Genomic DNA, 17,620 nt, shown 5'->3' on the forward strand with positions numbered 1-17,620 from the left:
ATCTTGTATATTTTTCATGCTCCTATTAGCTTCTTTCAATTCTAACCTTACTTCCACCTTTTCCTGCTTCTGCTGGAGATAGCATAAGCTTCACAGGAACTCTGTTTTTAATAGATTCCACGTGGCTTATGATTCCAACCTTAAGCTTATCGTTATGAATTCTTTCTAAAGAAGACATAACTACTTCAAGCAGATTGTCATCAAGGGTTCCAAAGCCTTCATCAAGGAAGAATAACTCAAGTGGAGCTGTTCCCTTAAGCTGAATTTCTGCAGATAACGCTAAGGCAAGAGCCAATGATGTTAAGAAGGTTTCTCCTCCGGAAAGGGTTGATGCATCTCTTTCTGCTCCTCCGTTTTTATAATCACGAATTATGAACTTGCCATTTTCATCTGCTTCTAATCCATAATTACCACTGCTTATTTCCTTAAGTCTCTTTGAGGCTTCAATAGAAACATACTTTAACCTTTCAGCTGCCACAAATTCAACAAATTTCTTTCCCTTAAATAACTTCTCTAAATCTGAAAGAAGGCTCAACTTATGCTCCAGCTTAGTCCTTTTCTCCATAAGCTCCTTAAGATGCTCTATTTTCTTTGAAATTAAACTAACTTCTTCTTCTAGCCTGATTCTCCCTTCATTAATTTCCTTAAGTCTAGCTTCCTTCACAGCTTTCTCCTGCTGAATATTGATCCAGACTTCTTCTTCAATATCTCTGCCTGCAATTTTCTTTAAAATACTCTCAATAGCTCCAGTTACCTTAGCAATAGCATTATTATGATTTTCAATTAACTCCTTTAATTTCTGAAGATTCGCCTTAGAAATCAAGTTCTCATTAACCTGCTGTGGAGTTTCAAAGCCTTCCTCTTGAAGGACTTTACTTAAAGCAGCCTTCTCTTCACTTAATCTTTTCTCTAAATCCGTCAATTTACTTATAGCCTCTATTAAAGCTTCATTGCACTTTTTGAATTCTTCCTCTAACGCGATTTTCTCCTTATCACTTTTACTAAAGCCTTCTTCAATGGATTTTATGCTACTTAATACATCATTTAAAAGCTCCTGTAAATCTGCTGACTGCCCAACCTTAGCTTTAATAGTAGCTTCCTTTTCTTCTTTATTTTTCTCCTTAGCTGAAAGTGTAGACCTTTCCTTAACTAAAGCTTCTCTGACTTTAGTAAGATTACTATTTGCTTGTTCTTTCTCTTTAATAATTGTTTCTAATAATTCTCTATATCCCTTTAATTTATTTTCAAGGTTTTCACGCTTCTTTTCCTTTTTTTCTATTTCATCACTGGCTGCCTTAAAATCTTCAACCTTTATTTCACCCTTAATAACCTTAATATCACTTTCAATAAGTTCAAGATTTTTAACATTTTTGTTTATAGTATTTTTTAATTCTTCTACATGCTTTTCATTTTGGAGAATTATAGACTTTGTTGTATTTATCTGACCTTCTAAAACTAACTTTTCCTCTGATAGCTTCTTTACTTCCTTTTCTAAGTCTTCTTTTTTACTATCAAAGTCAGCTATAGCCTTACTTAAGATATCAAATTGAGTTTCAAGTTCCTCTGGCTTATACTTTTTAAAATCTTCTCCTAAACCCTCGATTTCCTTACTCTTCTCTTCAACTCTCTCCTTTAAAGTTTTAAGGTTTGCTTCTCCACGGGCTATATCCACGTCTAAAGCTTTTAACTTTGACTCCTTTAAAACTAATTCACTTTCTAAGTCCTTAACATCAGCAACTTCTACAATTTCAATGTCCTCTAGATGGTGATCCTTTGAACCACAAACGGGGCATACTCCTCCCTCCTTCAAAGCTTCTCTTAAGGTATGGGCTATATTTTCTACCTGAAGTTTTGAAAGTGAGCTCTTAAGCTTAAGGATGAATCCTTCCAAATCAGATTTTTCTGTAGCGTTACTGTTAAGTAACTCTTCAAATTTAGTTATAGAAACCTTATCAGCTTCAAGAATCTTCTTAGCTGCTTCATATCTAGTCCACTTATCCTTAACTTCCATTAACAGCTTCTGAATAGCTACTAGATCTTCATTTTTACCTGGAACATTATTCGAAAGCTCCTTTAACTTTCTTTCTACTTCTATTAAAGCCTTTGACCTTTCCTCAAAGTTCACCTGTTGATTACCTAACTTCAACTTACTCTCATTTACTGCTGCTTCTATCTCTAAGCGCTTTGCCTTAGCTTCGTTAATTAATTCATTCAAGTCAGCACTCTTACCCTTTAATATAATACCTTGTTGAACCTTAGCCTTAAATGTACCTTCCACCTTTAAGTTTTCCACTTGAATTTCAGTATTACTTATAAGCTCTGTGCCTTTTTCCATTCTCTCTTCAGCCTTTTTTATTGCATTTGTCGCATTCACATCTTCTTTTTCAAGGTTTCCTATAACTTCTAGTAAACTTTTTATTTCACTTTTTAAAATGTTTAGGGACCTTTCCTCCTCTAAGGCATCTTTTATTTTTTCTTCCTGAACCCTTAGCCTTGGAATCTGAACATCCTTTTTTTCCCTCCATAAATTCCACTTATTTTGAACTTCTTGAAGTTTAATCCTTAAGCTTTCACTTACTTCCTGAAGCTTTTCTTTTTCTATATTTGAAACCTTAATATTTTTCTCCGTACTCTCATAAGCCTCAACATATGGAAAAACCTTTACAGCAGCTTCGCCTAAATTAACCTTTTCTTTATAACCATTTATTTCTTCTGTTTTATCTTTAAGGTCAGCTTCCACTTTCTTATGAACCGAAAGCTCCTCTACTAAATTCCAAAGTTCCTGTGCTTCCCTGAAGTTTTTTTCTATAGTTTCAAACTCTTTATTTTCAACCTTCAAAATTTCTTTTACTTCCTTAAGCTCATCCTGCTTTAATTTTAATCCTTCTTCACTAATATCTTCAAAGCCTTTAATCTCGCCTAAAAGCACACTATGCTCTGTTTTCTCTTTACTTATCCTACTTCCAAGCTTTCGAGCAAGCTCATCCCCATAACACTGAAGACTAAATAACCTTTCAAGCATTTCTCTTCGTGCCTTACCCTCAAGCTTTAAAAACTCACTGAACTTACCTTGAGGAAGTACTACTGTTCTAGTAAAATCCTCAAGACTTAAACCGATAATTTCTCGGCAATTGTTAGTAACTTCTTTCACCTTATCTGCCAGCACCACTGGCTCACCACTAGTAACCTCCATAAGCTTACATTTATCTGATTGTGGATTTCCACTTTTCTTATCTCTCTTAAAGGAACGCTCCACTACATAAATCTTGGGATGAGCTCCCGAAATTTGAAACTTAAAGCTTAAAGCTAAAGAGTTACAGTTTGTATTTATATAATTACTGCTTTTTCTCGCTATATCTCCATAAAGGGCTAAAGTAATCCCATCAAGAACTGTTGATTTTCCACTGCCAGTTGGTCCAAAAATCCCAAATAACCCACACTCCGTAAGCTTTTCAAAATCTATGATCTGTTCTTCATTAAAACTGTTTAAACCTTTTATTTTTAATTCAATCGGCTTCATCCTAGTTATCCCCCTCTTCTGAAAGAATAGACATAAGTAACTCTACCACCTCATCTTGAGCCTCAACGCCTCTTTCTTTTTTATAAAACTCCTTAAAAATCTCATGGAAGGGCTTATCTACAAGACTTGTTGCAGCCTCATCCTCTTCCTCTACCCCCTTAAGCTTTGGAAGAATTTCAAGGATATCCTTCTTTGCAGTTTTCATTTTCTTTATTTCCTCTTCCGTTATATATCTGTCAGTGGAAACCTCTAAATAAACCCAGCATTCTCTGTCTTTATTAATCTCACATCTTTCAATGGCATCCTCTATACTTTCGCATTTCCAAATTTCTATCGGCTTATATACCTTAAATTCAACTTCATTTATATTTGCTTCTTCGCCAGCTCTTACTTCAACTAAAAAGCACTTATTAGCAAAACTGATTTCTTTCTTATTGTAATGAAGTGGCGCACCTGAATATCTAGCTTTTTTATTTGTACCTGGCACAACCTGTGGTTTATGGACATGACCTAACGCTACATACTGCGCCTTCTCTGGGAAACAGCTTCCATTTACAATATAGCTTCCCCCAAGCTGAATACTTCTCTCTGAACCACTTTCCTCACTTCCCATGGCAAATAGATGAGATACCACTAAATTTATAGTGTCCTCTCTATAGTTTTCTGCTAAATTAGAAAACAACTGATGAATCCTTTCACTATAAGACTTCAGTCTGTCTTCATCACTATCCATATCATTATAAAGAACCTCATTTAATCTTTTCTCACTAGGATATGGAACTGTTAAAACAACAGCTTTTTCTCCATTGATTTCAACTTCTATAAAGCCCTCTCCAGATTGAATAACTCTATGCTTCCCATACTCACCTGGCTGCACCACAGTCTTTGGTGTTCCTACCATAATAATTCCATGCTCCATGGCAAGAGGCCCTGCTGCCACAAGCCTCTCGGGATTATCGTGATTTCCCGCAATTACAAGAGTTAATCTCTCTCCTTCTTTAGATAATCTCTTTAAGGTATCATAGAACATCTTCTCTGCCCTCGCTGGTGGATTACTTGTGTCATACACATCCCCAGCGATAATTACCATATCAACCTTATTTTTTTCTACTATATTTACAAAATCCTTTAAGAACTCCTCCTGCTCATCCATCCTACTCTGGCCCTCTAAGTTTTTTCCTAAATGCCAGTCTCCTGTATGTAGAATTCTCATAATGCCTCATCCCCCTTAAATAAAATTATTAATTCTATATTCTACTTACTCCCTTTAATCTTATAAAAAGAAGTTTCTAATTTTCACCTTGCAAATTAAAATATACTATAATTATAACCTATATTTCTTAGTAATTTATCATTGTAGATAATAAAAAAGGTAGTTAAAGCATATTGCTTTAACTACCTGTAATAATTCTTACTTACCATAGAATAGTTCCAAAGTTTCCTCTGTAGGTTTCTTCCCTATATAGCTTCCTATAACAAAAGCAACTATTGATACAAATAATGCAGGTACTATTGGCTGAAGTCCCCATGGTGCAAACTTTGTAACATACATTATTATAAATGATGCTACACCAAATACCATTGAAGAAATTGCACCCGTAGCATTTGATTTCTTCCAATATAGTCCGAAAACTACTGGACAGAAGAATGCTGCTTCAAGTCCTCCAAAAGCAAATAAATTTATAAAGGTAAGTAATTCCGGTGGCTGAATAGCTAGGATAAAAACTATAATTCCAATTATAGCTGTTGATGCGAAGCTTATTCTTGAAACCTTTTTTTCAAAATCTTTATCGCCTTCCTCCACTTTACCTTTAACAATATAAGTTATATATATATCTTTAACTATTGTTGCTGAAGATAAAATAAGCATAGATGAAACTGTTGACATAACAGCCGCTAAAGGTGCTGCTAGGAATAATCCTGCCAATACCGGCGGCATTATACTAACTACTAAAGTTGGTATTACTATATCTGAGTTAGCAATTCCTGCTGGAAGCACCACTGCAGAAAACACTCCTGCCAAAAGCATTCCTACCATTAATATAAAAAATACTATAGTTCCATAAATCATGGCATTGTGCATGGATTTGCTATCCTTAAAGCCCATAGCTCTAACTGTATTTTGAGGAAGTCCTAAGGTACCAACTCCAACAAGAACCCAGAAGGATAATATGTATCCTCTGCTAAAGTGGTCACCATTCATCGGTGTTGCCCAGTTTGGATTAACCTGTGTTAAACTGGCTGCAACGGAATCCATTCCCCCTCCAGCCTTTACTATAAAGTAAAGGATAAGTCCAGTTCCAATTACCATAATTACTCCTTGAAGAGTATCAGTTAGGACAACGGCTTTAAAGCCCCCTATTGTAGTATAAAGAATAACTATAGTCCCAAATAAAACTAGTCCTGTTATATATGAATAGCCTGTTATAGTCTGAAACAGAACTGCTCCACCTATAAATTGAGCTACCATGGTTACAATGAAAAATACTACTAATGCCACTGATGATAGAACTACCACTGTTGAAGATTCATATCTTCTTGATAAATAATCAGTTACCGTTATCGCATTAATCTTTCTTGAAATAATAGCCAACTTTTTTCCTAAAATCCCTAGAGTAAGAAACGCCGTTGGTACTTGAGTTACTGCAACTATAACCCAGCTTAATCCAACAGAATAAGCAATTCCTGGACCTCCTATAAAGCTACTTGCACTAGTATAAGTAGCAATCAATGTCATGGCAAGAACAAAGCCTCCCATAGACCTTCCACCTATAAAATAATTATTGATAAATCCATTTTTAGCATTTTGCTTAGCTGAACTTTTGCTCACCCAAACTCCTAAAAACAAGTTCAGTGCCAGGTACAGCACTATTGGTAGTATAATTAAAAATCTCTCCATAAATGTGCTCCTTCCACTTTACTCTTTCGTTTTAGTAATTTCTTCTTCACAATCCTCTAAGTCAACTTCCACAAAAAAACACTTAATTGTAAAAATTACTGCTGTGATAAACAATATTGGTCCAACGATACTATTTAAAATAAACCATACTGGAAGTCCCATTATAAAGGTATAGGTTGATGGATCTTTATCACCCATTACAAAACCTGTAAAATACCACCATACAAAGTAAAGCAGATACAAAATAACTGAAATAATTACTTCCTTGTGAATCTGTTTATTTCTTTGTTTCTCTGTCAGCCTCATATTCTCACCCTCCTTATTAAGTTTTATTGTAATCCCCCTAGATTATAACTCTAGACAAAGTTATATTAACATTTCAGCTTTAAGTAAACAATAATTTAAGTATAATTTACTGCTGACTTTCTTCAACTCTTTTAATATATTTAACTTCAACTTACCTTATTAAACTATATATTCCTCAAAATATCTATGCAGCCAGCAATGAATATATGCATAAATCCATGCATAACCACTTCATATTTATACATAAATATTATTTAAAATCGTTTTGATTCGTTGAAATTACAGCAATTCAAACATAGATTTTATTGTTTTAAAAATTGTTTTAGAATTTTTATAAAAAACTATTGCATATTTATTAACATCAGTTGTATAATCATACACATGGAATGAATATTATTTTTTTACATATAAGGGGGAAATAACAATGAAAAAAGGATTATTAAAAAAATTATTAGTATTTACACTTGTAGGTACAATGGCATTGCCATTAATGGCATGTGGAAATAATAAAGATGCCAATGGAAACAAAGACTTATTAGAAACAATTAAAGAAAAAGGTAAAATAACTATTGGAATGAGTGTTGATTATGCTCCATACGAATTCTTTATTATGGAAGATGGCAAAAAGAAAATGGTTGGTATGGATGTCGATATGATGAACGAAATTGCGAAAGATTTAGGAGTTGAAGTTGAAGTTAAAGAAATGGAATTCAGCACCATATGTGATGCTGTTAGAACTGGTGTAGTTGACTTGGGAGTTTCAGGTTTATCTCCAGAACCAGATAGATTAGAAATTGTTGACTTCTCAGATATATATTTCAATGCTGAGCAAGGTATCTTAATCAACAAAAATAATACAAGCTCTATTAAAAGCCTCTCTGACTTAGAAGGTAAAAAAATAGGGGCTCAAAATGGTTCAATCCAAGCAAGTATTGCTCAAGGAGTTAAAGATGCAGATGTCAAGCTTCTTCCTGAAGTCCCAACTCTAATTCAAGACCTGATTGCTGGTAATCTTGATGCAGTTATCGTTGAACTTCCTGTTGCAGATATCCAAGCTTCAATCCATGATAACTTAGCTGTTGCCACTGAAAAAATAGCTGATAACGCTGGTGGTGGTTCAGCAATTGCAGTTCCAAAGGGACAAGAAGCTCTTTTAGCAGAAGTTAATAAATCAATAAAAAGATTACTAGATGAAGGCAAATTAAGTGAGTTTTATAAAACTGCTGTAGAACTAAGCAAAAATGAAGTATCAGCAGAATAATTTTTAAAAGTACTAACCTCTACTTAATCAACTCTATGATTTGATTAAGTAGAGCTTAAATGCGAATCTAAATCTTTGATTTAGTAATTTTAACTTACTCTGTAAGAGTACTCCTTCGAATGAAAAGAGAAGGAGCTTCATTAAAAATGGACTTTTAAATTTATCATCAAGGAGGAACTATGAGTAATTTAAGTTTTAAATTTTTAGAAAAATATTATCCAGTCTTTATAGAAGGTATTAAGTTTACCTTGCTTGTATCTCTACTAGCTGTTGTTTTTGGAGTTATCTTTGGAACTATACTTTGTTTCATGAAAAGATCTAAGTTAAGAGTCTTAAGAATTCCAATACCAAAAATTATTGCCTCTATTTATATTGAGTTTGTAAGAGGAACGCCTTTATTACTACAAATATTCATAGTTTACTTCGGATTAAACACCTTTGGCTTTAAATTTTCTCCAATTACTGCCTGTGTAATTGCTCTGTCTCTAAACTCCGGAGCCTATGTTGCAGAAATCATAAGAAGTGGTATAGATGCAGTGGCCAAGGGTCAATTAGAAGCTGCCAGAAGTCTAGGAATGACTCAAAGCAAGGCAATGCAATATATCATTCTTCCTCAAGCCATTAAAAATATTTTACCTGCTATAGGTAATGAATTTGTTACTATAATAAAAGAATCTTCCATGGCATCTTCAATCGGTGTAGCAGAAATAACCTATGCCGGAAAGTTAGTTACTGGAGCAACTTATAGAAACTTCGAGCCTTTAATAGTAGCTGCGGTATGTTACTTTATACTAACCTTCACTCTTGGAAGACTTATGGCATACGTTGAAAGGAGATTTAAAGCAAGTGATTTACGTTAATAATTTAAACAAAAGCTTTGGAAATAATGAAGTTTTAAAAGGAATAAATCAACATATAAAAAAAGGTGAAGTTGTTGTTGTTATCGGTCCTTCTGGTTCTGGTAAATCAACCTTCCTACGTTGCTTAAACCTTCTTGAAGAGCCGACTAGTGGTGAAATTGTCTTTGAAGGTAGCAATATAACTGATAAAAACACTAATATAAATAAATTAAGAGAAAAAATGGGAATGGTTTTCCAACAGTTTAATCTATTCCCACATAAATCAGTAATAGAGAATATCACTATTGCACCTATAAAAGTTAAGGGTGAAAAGAGTGAAGATGCTAAACAAAAAGCAATGTCACTTCTAAAAATGGTTGGTTTGACTAAAAAAGCTGATGCATATCCTGCTTCTCTTTCCGGTGGACAAAAGCAAAGAATAGCTATCGCAAGAGCTCTCGCCATGGAACCAGATGTTATGCTATTTGACGAGCCAACTTCAGCTCTTGACCCTGAAATGGTTGGTGAAGTTCTAAATGTTATGAAGGACTTAGCTAAGGATGGAATGACCATGGTTGTTGTTACTCACGAAATGGGCTTTGCTAAGGAAGTTGGAGATAGAATTCTCTTCATGGATGATGGAAACATCGTAGAACAAGGAACCCCTGAAGAAATCTTCAATAATCCTAAAAATCCAAGAACTATAGATTTTCTATCTAAAGTTTTATAGCATCAACCATTAAAATATCATAAAAATAAGAAGAAGACCTGACCCGCAAACATTACGGGTCAGGTCTTGATTCATTCATATGTACTAATTTAAGTTAATATAGAGTTCTATTTCAAAACTTTCTACTTCACTTATGTCTTCTGCATATTTTTTAATTAAACTAAGGCCTCTACATCTGCTGCACTAGCCTTTACAGTAAATATCATGCTGTCATCAATCTTTATCGTACATTCATCAGTCTTTTCTTTTTGAACCTGAAGCCCTAAACCTCCAGTGTGTATTTCTATAACCTTTTTTGGTGCTATTGCAACTTCAAATTTTCCATCCTTCGCACCTGTTATCTTTAATTCCGTTCCCACACCTTCAGTTGACTTAACTATTAACCCTATGATGTTATTTCCTTTTAAAACTACTTTATCTGTTGGAATTGATTTAACCTCTACCTGCCCTTGAAGTGTCATCCATCCACCACTTAAATTAATTTTAGCTAAAAGACTTGTGTTATAAGCTTCAGTAACCCTCTCTAATAATTTACCTAACTCATATATTTTTAATTCATGCTTCATCTCGAACCCTCCTGTAATAATATTTTCCTAATAATCGCTATTAATTATATTATACATAACTCTTCCTATATATCTATACTTTTAATATATATTTAAAAAATCAAGTAAATATCATTTAAGGTTAACCTTATTTAATATTGGGTATTCTGGCTCAGAATCCATAGAATTCGTTCCTACTGAAATTAGCAAAACAGAGTGTCCTCTAGTACTAATTTCAAATGAAATCAGTGGAACTATATTTCTGCTTGAAGTACAAGAAGGTGATATAAAAGTGCAGAATCAAATAGATAGAGAATACGTTTAAGAACTTTTTAAACAAATACCCGACAATTTAACTCTTCAAGATAAAGAAAAAGTAACTAAAGCTAAAGAAGCCTATGAAGGCTTAACAATTTCTCAAAAAACTTTAGTAAATAACCTCAATAAATTAATAAAAGCATAAGAATTAATTGCTAAACTAGAAGCTGATAAAAAGCCACTTCCACCAACCGACTAACCTTCATCCCTTAACCCTTTGCGTAATGGCTGTAGCAAGTGGAATCTTTATTAAAAAACATAAAAAATAAGTAATAAAAATATCAGCAGATAATAATTTTGCTGATATTTTTATTACTTTTATATTTTATGGTCTTAATCCACTTCCGCCTTGAAGTGTAATAGTTTCTCCTGTTAAATAGCTTGCTGCATTACTAGCTAGGAATACACATACTCCACCAATATCTGTTTCTGGATCTGCAAATCTACGAAGTGGAATATCATTTATTGTTTTCTCATATAAAGCTGGATATTCTTCCTTCCATCTCTCTAACCCTGGAGTCATAGCTAACGGACAAATCACATTAACATTAATTCCAAAGCCACCCCATTCTGCAGCCGCAACACGTGACATTCCACGTATTCCTTCCTTTGCTGCAGCATACGAAGATTGGCCAAGTTTCCCAAACAAACCAGCTCCTGAAGCAAAATTTATAACACTGCCTTTAGTTTCCTTTAAGTATGGGAATGCTTCTCTCATGTAAAAAAAGGTTGCATATAACCCCGAATAAATTGCCATATCAAAATCTTCTTTACTATGATCAACTAAGTTTGTTCCAGATTTAGAAACCTGAGCATTATTTACTAAACAATCTATTCTTCCGAACTTTTCAACTGTTTTAGCTATAACACTTTTAACAGCCTCTTCATTTCCACCATCTGCTGGAATGCCTAATACTTGAACATTAAACTCTTCTTCAAGTTTTTTAGCTGCATTTTCTAAGTCAGTCACATTCCTTCCAGTTATAACTATATTAGCCCCTTCTTTTGCAAAGGCTCTAGCAACACCATTACCTATCCCCTTCGAACCACCGGTAATGATAACTGCCTTACCTTTCAATTCATCATTGTACATAAAAACACCATCCTTACATATTAAGAATAATTATTATCTTATGATATAAAATATTATTTATAGTATATATTGTAACACTCTTTTTAATTCTAAATTATAATTTTACAAAATTTTCACAATTATTTATCTATTTTTTTTAACTAAAATACTAAATATTTTTTTCAATATCTTCCTTTACCCTGTCTATGCTATTAATGTTGTACATGGGTCTTAATATAGGATTTGACTTCTTCTGGACAAATATTAAGTATAATTGCAAACTCTTCATTTAACAACTTCTCTGCGGTATGCATTATTTCTTCATCACCTTTATATAGCTTTTTCCCTTGCAACTTTCTCTGCTTTTTATCTAAATATATGCTCCTTATAATTGTGATTAAATCCTCACACTTGGCAGTTCTAATCATAGATTTAAACTGTTGTAATCTTAACTTTTCATCCTCTACCAATATAGGAATTTCATTATTCATATCACTAATTAATGATGCAACCTCATCTTTTGTGTGTATTTTTCTCATTGCAATTTTCTCATTATCAACGGGTATTTTAACAACTATATTTTTAGAATATACGGGACTTAAAACATAGTATTCTCTCAAATTATTTCCTGTCTCTTTTTCAATATCTATAATTTTGCATACTCCCATTGTTCCATACATTATTAAATCATTAATTTTAAACTTCAAAGTATCCTCCTCCTTAATCTTAATATGCTATTTATCTTTTAAACTTTCGATGATTATATCTGCTAATTATTTTCTAGAAATAAAAAAATATAGCTCTAACAACTAGATTTACGTTATTAAAACTACATACCGTATATAAACTATTATATCATATAAAAATTTTATAATGTAAATAAAAGTTTTTTATGATTTCAAATAAAGTTAGGCATTTTGCTTTTATCTTCATTTATGTCATAATAAAAGTAAGAAATAAGGTTTTGGAGATGATACAATGACTACTAAAATAGAAAAGCTATCAAAAATTCTTAATGAAAGTAAAAATATAGTATTCTTTGGTGGCGCTGGAATGAGTACTGAATCAGGAATACCTGATTTTCGAAGTTCTGATGGACTTTTTAACGAGAAGCTTAATATCACTCTTACTCCTGAACAATTAGTTTCTCATACTTATTTTTCAAGATATCCAGAGCAATTTTTCAACTTCTATAAAGCTAAACTAATCTATCCTAACGCTAAACCTAATACAGGACACTTAGCCCTTGCTAAACTTGAAGAAGCAGGAAAGCTAAAAGCTATAATTACACAAAATATAGATGGACTTCATCAAATTGCAGGTTCTAAAAATGTTTTTGAATTGCATGGCTCAGTTCACAGAAATTACTGCACCAACTGCAATTCATTTTATGATGCTGAGTTTGTAATTACTGCACCAGGAATACCTCTATGCACCAAATGTGGTGAAATAGTTAAACCTGATGTTGTTCTATATGAAGAAATGTTAGATGATAATGTTATTAATGGTGCTATTAACGCTATCGCATCTGCTGATACCTTGATCATTGGCGGCACCTCTTTAGTTGTTTACCCTGCTGCTGGTTTAATTAATTATTTCAGAGGTAAAAACCTTATATTAATTAACAAAACTCCCACTCCTGCCGACTCCAATGCAAATCTAGTTATTCGTGATTCAATTGGAAAAGTTTTAAGTGAAGCTGTCTCAAATTTATAAAAATTAAGTCCATATGAGGATGAATCATAACAACGCTCATATGGACTTAACTACTTTTTTATTCGTTGTTTTTTGTGTTCTCATCTATACCCAACTTCTCTAGCTTATCAAAAATAGCTTCTTGATTTTCCAAAAGCTTATCTAACTTCTCATGTATATCACTCATAATGACCTCATTTTTTAAGTTTACTTTATAATCATTTTCACTTCTAACTCTATCCTTTGCTTCCTGTCTATTCTGACTCATCATAATAAGAGGTGCTTGAAATGCTGCTAGACATGACAGTGCTAAATTTAAAAGAATGAATGGATATGGATCAAACCCTTTATTTTTGAGAGCAATTCCATTGACCATCATCCATAAAACTAGAGTTCCAAAAAATATAATTAAAATATTTATAAAAAAACAGTATGAAAATTGCAATATTCTCATACTGTAAATCAACTATCTTACTACTCCATTTCTCAAAAATAAATTCATACTCTTTTCCCTAGTTCTACTTACGGCATCCTCAATTGGCTGACCTTTCATAATTTCAATAATCATTGGTGCTAAAATAACCATAGCATCTCGATACCCCATTTCAATATTTTGATATAAAGTACTTTTATTCATATTAATAGCACCAATTCCATTGATAAATTCTAAAGACGTTGATGGATAAATCTCTACTATATTTTTCATTTCACCAAATCTTACAGCTACTGCATCTTTATTTGATAAATGAACCACAATTATTATATCACATCCATGCTTTCTTACTGGTGCCACTGGTACATTATCAGCATTATGTTTCATTCTCGAATACATATTAATGCCACCATCTGCATATCTGTGATTTTTAAACATTATAGGTTTAAAAATGTATGGTATGGCACATGAAGCAAGAACAATATTCTTCATTTCCTCTTCATTATAGTCATTTAAACAGAAATATTCCGGTCTTTCATCATCGATGTTATACGCACAAGCATATATACATTTACCTGAGTTTCTAATAACTCTCATGTCAACATACTCTTCTATAAATTTTTCAACACCACTTTGAGATAAGAGTGCTATATCTCCACCTTTTAATTGATCAATTATCCCTTGGTCATTACCTAAATTTTTAACTCTGGATATCAACTCTGTTACCTTCTTTTTCCTACTATTCTCCTGACTGAAAATAAATCTAGAATAAGACAAGTTACTCCAGCTACTATTACAAGTACCTTCATCATTCATTGCTAAAAGTAAAGCATTAACAGCTCCTATTGAAGTTCCTGAAATAACTTGAATTTGATTTATCAGCTGAAGCTCCCACAAAGCTTTAAATACCCCGGTTTCATAAGCTCCCTTTGCTCCACCTCCAGATAATACTAATCCTATATTTAATTCTGATAATTCTCTTACAATTTTCAATTAACCACCTTCATTTTATTTATAATCCTTTAATTTGAATTATGCTCTTTATCTTACTACTATAATACTAAGGCTTCATTAAAAATTTTACAACTTTTCAAAAAGTTTATTCAAACAAACCTTTTATAATTTTATCTATATATAAGTAGACATTTTAAAAATATATCTCTTATAATTGTATTGTAAAGAATATTGTTTCAAGGAGGTATTGTCATGGAAAATAACTTAGAACTATTTTGGGATGCATCTATAGACGAAATCAAAGCTGGTTATACAGAATCAAGCGATGCCTATATATGTTTAGTTTGTGGAAAAGAATTTATTAAGGGTGAGGTTTTTCCCATTGAAAATAGATTTTTCGATGCTAAAAAAGCTGTTGAATTACACATTGAAGAGGCCCATACATCAATGCTAAACTATATTCTTAACATGAATTCATCCTTTATTGGTATATCAGATGTTCAAAAAAATCTCATTACTCACTTTGCATCAAAGGAAACTGATAAAGAAATTGCAGCTAAACTTGGTATTGCAGGGTCAACCATTAGAAACCATCGATATAAATTAAGAGAAAAGGAAAAACAAAGCAAAGTTTTCTTAGCAATGATGGAGCTTCTAGCTGAAAATACTAAAAAGAAAATATCAGTACTTGAAAAATCTACCCTTTGTGATGCTCATAAAACTGCCACAACTTTAGATGACAGATTTAATATAACTGATAAAGAGAAAGCCCAAGTAATTGCCAATTACATGGATGAAAGTGGTGCATTAAAAACTTATCCCTCTAAAGAAAAGAAAAAAATAATAGTTTTAGAGGAAATAGCTAAAAACTTTTCCAAAGGAAAGCATTATTCAGAAAAGGAAATAAACAGAATCATAAAGCGAATTCATGAAGACTATGCAACTATTAGAAGAGCCTTAATTGAATATGGCTTCCTTGATAGAAATAATACTGGAACGGATTACTGGGTAAATGATTAAAAAAAGGGAACGAAGCCAAAATGACTTCGCTCCTTTTTTATAACTATTATTCTACAAAAGGGGATTCATATAATTAATTAATCAGCTATTTAATTATACAAAAGGAATTTCTACATTTATTGAACTTCCCTCAATCTTTACTTTTGTTTTTACAAAAGGTCTTTCAGTAGCTTGAGTATCGGTTCCATATAAAATAACTCCTATCTTATGTCCTGCTTTTACAGTATAATCCATTGGTATCATTGTAAAAGTATATTCATAGAATTTACCCTCTTCTATTTTTTCTTTATTCCAAAGAGAGTTTCTATTTTGTGCATTCATCCATCCTCTAGAAATTACTCTATACTTAGATGGTTCAGCCTCATGAATAAATCTTTTCATATCAGCTTTAGGAGTATTTAATCCCCATTGTATCCCTTTTTCTAAGGTAACCTCTTGCTTAACTAACATGCGGTTATCCTCACCATAATCTACTAACATCGCACTTAATATAGCAGTTGGCTTATCAATTGCAGCTTTAAAGGACACCTGTACTCTTCCACTTATTCTTACATCTTCAGCTAACTCATCTCCGACAAATCTCACAAAGTGACTTTCATCCTTTTGTTCACTTAAGACAAGCTCATCTAACCATTCTGACATATTAACTTTTTCTCTCTCATACACAGTTGCTGATAAATTATCCACAAAATTCACAAAAGTATCAACTTGTCCTATATCAAATTTCTTTAATTCACTTTTTTCTGCTGGCCAATTTGCTGAAGTATGCCACTGATTTTGATTTATGTTACTCTGAATTAAAACACTTGGAATCTTCTCCATTGCTCCATTTTCAATATCGTATAGCCAATAATCTAACCACATGTGCATAATTTCATTAAAGTTTCCATTTTCTAAATCGTGAATATATATGTGGTCACCTTGATGCAAAATCATCTTTCTTGGTACATTATACTTTTCAAGTGCTTTCCATAAAAGGTCACACTGATTAGGCATAACATTCCAATCATTTAGACCATGAACAATAAAGGTCGCAGCTTTAAAGTTATGTACTTGATTTAAATAATTCCTCTCGTCCCAAAACTTATTGTAATTCCCGCTATTACGATCTTCAAGCTTTATTAAATTCTCAAGACATTTTTCATAAGCATCCTTAACCTTTGGATAATCTTCATCTAACCTTCTGCTGAAGCAATACTTTGCAAGTATATCAAGGTCATCTCCCTGCCAATCAATGGCTGGAGAATTTAATCCATTGTATCTATAATATTCATACCAGCTAGAAATTGCCGCTTCTGGTATAATAGTTTTCAACCCTTCAACACCTGTAGCTGCAACTGCAATGCACATGGTTCCTAAGTACGATTTACCTGACATTGCAACACTTCCAGTACACCAGTCAGCCTTTATTTCTATATTATCTTCTCTGTTAGTAAAAGCTCTGCATCTTCCATTTAACCAATCTATTACAGATTTAAAGGCTTCTGTTTCTTCTACAGACCCTGTCAAGGTAAACCCTTCTGACCCCTTTGTTCCAAGTCCACCACAGAAAACTGATGCATAACCTCGACTATTAAAATAGCTGTACCAGTCAGTAATACACTCTAGGGGAATCTCCTCCGTTGGAGCTGTTTCTACATATCCCTTTGTTTCTCTTACATATTTAGGTTTTACGTTATTCTTCCTTTTAAAATCATATATAATATCTTCTCTAGAAATATTCTGCTGTTCATAAACAACAACATCTTTATCTACATTGTGAGGTACATACCAGTCTTCATTACAAGTCATCATATATGGATTTGCAACATAAATAGCTGGGATCTTTAACCCTTCTAAGGTCTCCTTAGGCCTTCTTATATACACTGCAATTAAATCTAACTTTCCATCCCCATCAGTATCTACTGGTGTTTCAACAAATACCTTTTCAAAAATACATTCTTTATAATCAAATATTGCCTGTGTCTTATTAGCCTTTATTAAACTGCTATAATTTCTCGTTTCTTCCTTTGCCATATCCTTTTTGTA

Annotated in this window: 15 protein-coding genes; 5 read left to right on the plus strand and 10 right to left on the minus strand. The window is 32.8% G+C overall.

Annotation, left to right across the window (positions count from 1 at the left end; translation table 11 throughout):
• Positions 1-25: 25 nt before the first annotated feature.
• From BN1075_RS05310 to BN1075_RS05325, 4 genes are all read right to left on the minus strand, one after another.
• On the minus strand, positions 26-3,520 hold the full coding sequence (locus BN1075_RS05310; protein ID WP_040192043.1) for an AAA family ATPase: 3,495 nt from the start codon (positions 3,518-3,520) through the stop codon (positions 26-28).
• Between the two features lies 1 nt (position 3,521).
• On the minus strand, positions 3,522-4,733 hold the full coding sequence (locus BN1075_RS05315; protein WP_040192044.1) for an exonuclease SbcCD subunit D: 1,212 nt from the start codon (positions 4,731-4,733) through the stop codon (positions 3,522-3,524).
• Between the two features lie 198 nt (positions 4,734-4,931).
• Positions 4,932-6,419, minus strand: a complete 1,488-nt coding sequence (panF, locus tag BN1075_RS05320) for a sodium/pantothenate symporter (RefSeq protein WP_040192045.1) — start codon at positions 6,417-6,419, stop codon at positions 4,932-4,934.
• 18 nt (positions 6,420-6,437) lie between these two features.
• Positions 6,438-6,725 carry a YhdT family protein gene (locus BN1075_RS05325; RefSeq protein WP_040192046.1) on the minus strand — a complete coding sequence of 96 codons (288 nt, stop codon included), beginning with the start codon at positions 6,723-6,725 and terminating at the stop codon, positions 6,438-6,440.
• Positions 6,726-7,149: 424 nt separating this feature from the next.
• Between BN1075_RS05325 and BN1075_RS05330 the strand changes: the two genes are divergently transcribed.
• The 3 genes from BN1075_RS05330 to BN1075_RS05340 all read left to right on the plus strand — a co-directional run bounded on the left by BN1075_RS05330 (position 7,150) and on the right by BN1075_RS05340 (position 9,555).
• Positions 7,150-7,986, plus strand: coding sequence for a transporter substrate-binding domain-containing protein (locus BN1075_RS05330; protein WP_040192047.1), 837 nt, complete (start codon positions 7,150-7,152; stop codon positions 7,984-7,986).
• Positions 7,987-8,165: 179 nt separating this feature from the next.
• On the plus strand, positions 8,166-8,846 hold the full coding sequence (locus tag BN1075_RS05335) for an amino acid ABC transporter permease (protein WP_040192048.1): 681 nt from the start codon (positions 8,166-8,168) through the stop codon (positions 8,844-8,846).
• Positions 8,833-9,555 carry an amino acid ABC transporter ATP-binding protein gene (locus BN1075_RS05340; RefSeq protein WP_040192049.1) on the plus strand — a complete coding sequence of 241 codons (723 nt, stop codon included), beginning with the start codon at positions 8,833-8,835 and terminating at the stop codon, positions 9,553-9,555. The genes BN1075_RS05335 and BN1075_RS05340 overlap by 14 nt, the downstream gene beginning before the upstream one ends.
• Before the next feature lie 155 nt (positions 9,556-9,710).
• Here the strand turns inward: BN1075_RS05340 and BN1075_RS05345 are convergent, their stop codons facing one another.
• From BN1075_RS05345 to BN1075_RS05355, 3 genes are all read right to left on the minus strand, one after another.
• A complete protein-coding gene (locus tag BN1075_RS05345) occupies positions 9,711-10,121 on the minus strand; it encodes a hypothetical protein (RefSeq protein WP_040192050.1) in 411 nt (136 codons plus the stop codon).
• Between the two features lie 622 nt (positions 10,122-10,743).
• Entirely contained in the window at positions 10,744-11,511 is a 768-nt protein-coding gene (locus BN1075_RS05350) for an SDR family NAD(P)-dependent oxidoreductase (protein WP_040192051.1), read from the minus strand.
• Positions 11,512-11,702: 191 nt separating this feature from the next.
• Complete coding sequence (locus BN1075_RS05355; protein ID WP_268871533.1) at positions 11,703-12,197, minus strand: CarD family transcriptional regulator; 495 nt, start codon at positions 12,195-12,197, stop codon at positions 11,703-11,705.
• A gap of 271 nt (positions 12,198-12,468) precedes the next feature.
• Between BN1075_RS05355 and BN1075_RS05360 the strand changes: the two genes are divergently transcribed.
• A complete protein-coding gene (locus BN1075_RS05360; RefSeq protein WP_040192052.1) occupies positions 12,469-13,206 on the plus strand; it encodes an NAD-dependent protein deacylase in 738 nt (245 codons plus the stop codon).
• 58 nt (positions 13,207-13,264) lie between these two features.
• Here the strand turns inward: BN1075_RS05360 and BN1075_RS05365 are convergent, their stop codons facing one another.
• Both BN1075_RS05365 and BN1075_RS05370 read right to left on the minus strand, forming a co-directional pair.
• Complete coding sequence (locus BN1075_RS05365) at positions 13,265-13,564, minus strand: DUF1003 domain-containing protein (RefSeq protein WP_407637964.1); 300 nt, start codon at positions 13,562-13,564, stop codon at positions 13,265-13,267.
• An 87-nt stretch (positions 13,565-13,651) separates the two neighbouring features.
• Positions 13,652-14,611, minus strand: a complete 960-nt coding sequence (locus tag BN1075_RS05370; RefSeq protein WP_040192054.1) for a patatin-like phospholipase family protein — start codon at positions 14,609-14,611, stop codon at positions 13,652-13,654.
• Between the two features lie 213 nt (positions 14,612-14,824).
• Here BN1075_RS05370 and BN1075_RS05375 point away from each other — a divergent pair, with 213 nt between their 5' ends.
• Positions 14,825-15,592 carry a DUF2087 domain-containing protein gene (locus BN1075_RS05375; RefSeq protein ID WP_040192056.1) on the plus strand — a complete coding sequence of 256 codons (768 nt, stop codon included), beginning with the start codon at positions 14,825-14,827 and terminating at the stop codon, positions 15,590-15,592.
• Positions 15,593-15,685: 93 nt separating this feature from the next.
• Here BN1075_RS05375 and BN1075_RS05380 read toward each other — a convergent pair whose 3' ends face one another.
• Positions 15,686-17,608 (minus strand): Xaa-Pro dipeptidyl-peptidase, encoded by a 1,923-nt coding sequence (locus BN1075_RS05380; protein WP_052406400.1) that lies wholly within the window; start codon positions 17,606-17,608, stop codon positions 15,686-15,688.
• Positions 17,609-17,620 lie beyond the last annotated feature (12 nt).

Origin of the sequence: Clostridium culturomicium (genome assembly GCF_000821305.1) — a bacterium.
Lineage (GTDB): Bacteria > Bacillota > Clostridia > Clostridiales > Clostridiaceae > Clostridium_J > Clostridium_J culturomicium.

What these genes read in the sequence shown, in the direction of transcription:
- BN1075_RS05325 (WP_040192046.1), bottom strand. Translation starts at nt 6,725, where the DNA reads ATGAGGCTGACAGAGAAACAAAGAAATAAACAGATTCACAAGGAAGTA.
- BN1075_RS05350 (WP_040192051.1), bottom strand. Translation starts at nt 11,511, where the DNA reads ATGTACAATGATGAATTGAAAGGTAAGGCAGTTATCATTACCGGTGGT.
- panF (WP_040192045.1), bottom strand. Translation starts at nt 6,419, where the DNA reads ATGGAGAGATTTTTAATTATACTACCAATAGTGCTGTACCTGGCACTG.
- BN1075_RS05330 (WP_040192047.1), top strand. Translation starts at nt 7,150, where the DNA reads ATGAAAAAAGGATTATTAAAAAAATTATTAGTATTTACACTTGTAGGT.
- BN1075_RS05360 (WP_040192052.1), top strand. Translation starts at nt 12,469, where the DNA reads ATGACTACTAAAATAGAAAAGCTATCAAAAATTCTTAATGAAAGTAAA.
- BN1075_RS05345 (WP_040192050.1), bottom strand. Translation starts at nt 10,121, where the DNA reads ATGAAGCATGAATTAAAAATATATGAGTTAGGTAAATTATTAGAGAGG.
- BN1075_RS05375 (WP_040192056.1), top strand. Translation starts at nt 14,825, where the DNA reads ATGGAAAATAACTTAGAACTATTTTGGGATGCATCTATAGACGAAATC.
- BN1075_RS05335 (WP_040192048.1), top strand. Translation starts at nt 8,166, where the DNA reads ATGAGTAATTTAAGTTTTAAATTTTTAGAAAAATATTATCCAGTCTTT.
- BN1075_RS05310 (WP_040192043.1), bottom strand. Translation starts at nt 3,520, where the DNA reads ATGAAGCCGATTGAATTAAAAATAAAAGGTTTAAACAGTTTTAATGAA.
- BN1075_RS05315 (WP_040192044.1), bottom strand. Translation starts at nt 4,733, where the DNA reads ATGAGAATTCTACATACAGGAGACTGGCATTTAGGAAAAAACTTAGAG.
- BN1075_RS05380 (WP_052406400.1), bottom strand. Translation starts at nt 17,608, where the DNA reads ATGGCAAAGGAAGAAACGAGAAATTATAGCAGTTTAATAAAGGCTAAT.
- BN1075_RS05365 (WP_407637964.1), bottom strand. Translation starts at nt 13,564, where the DNA reads ATGATGGTCAATGGAATTGCTCTCAAAAATAAAGGGTTTGATCCATAT.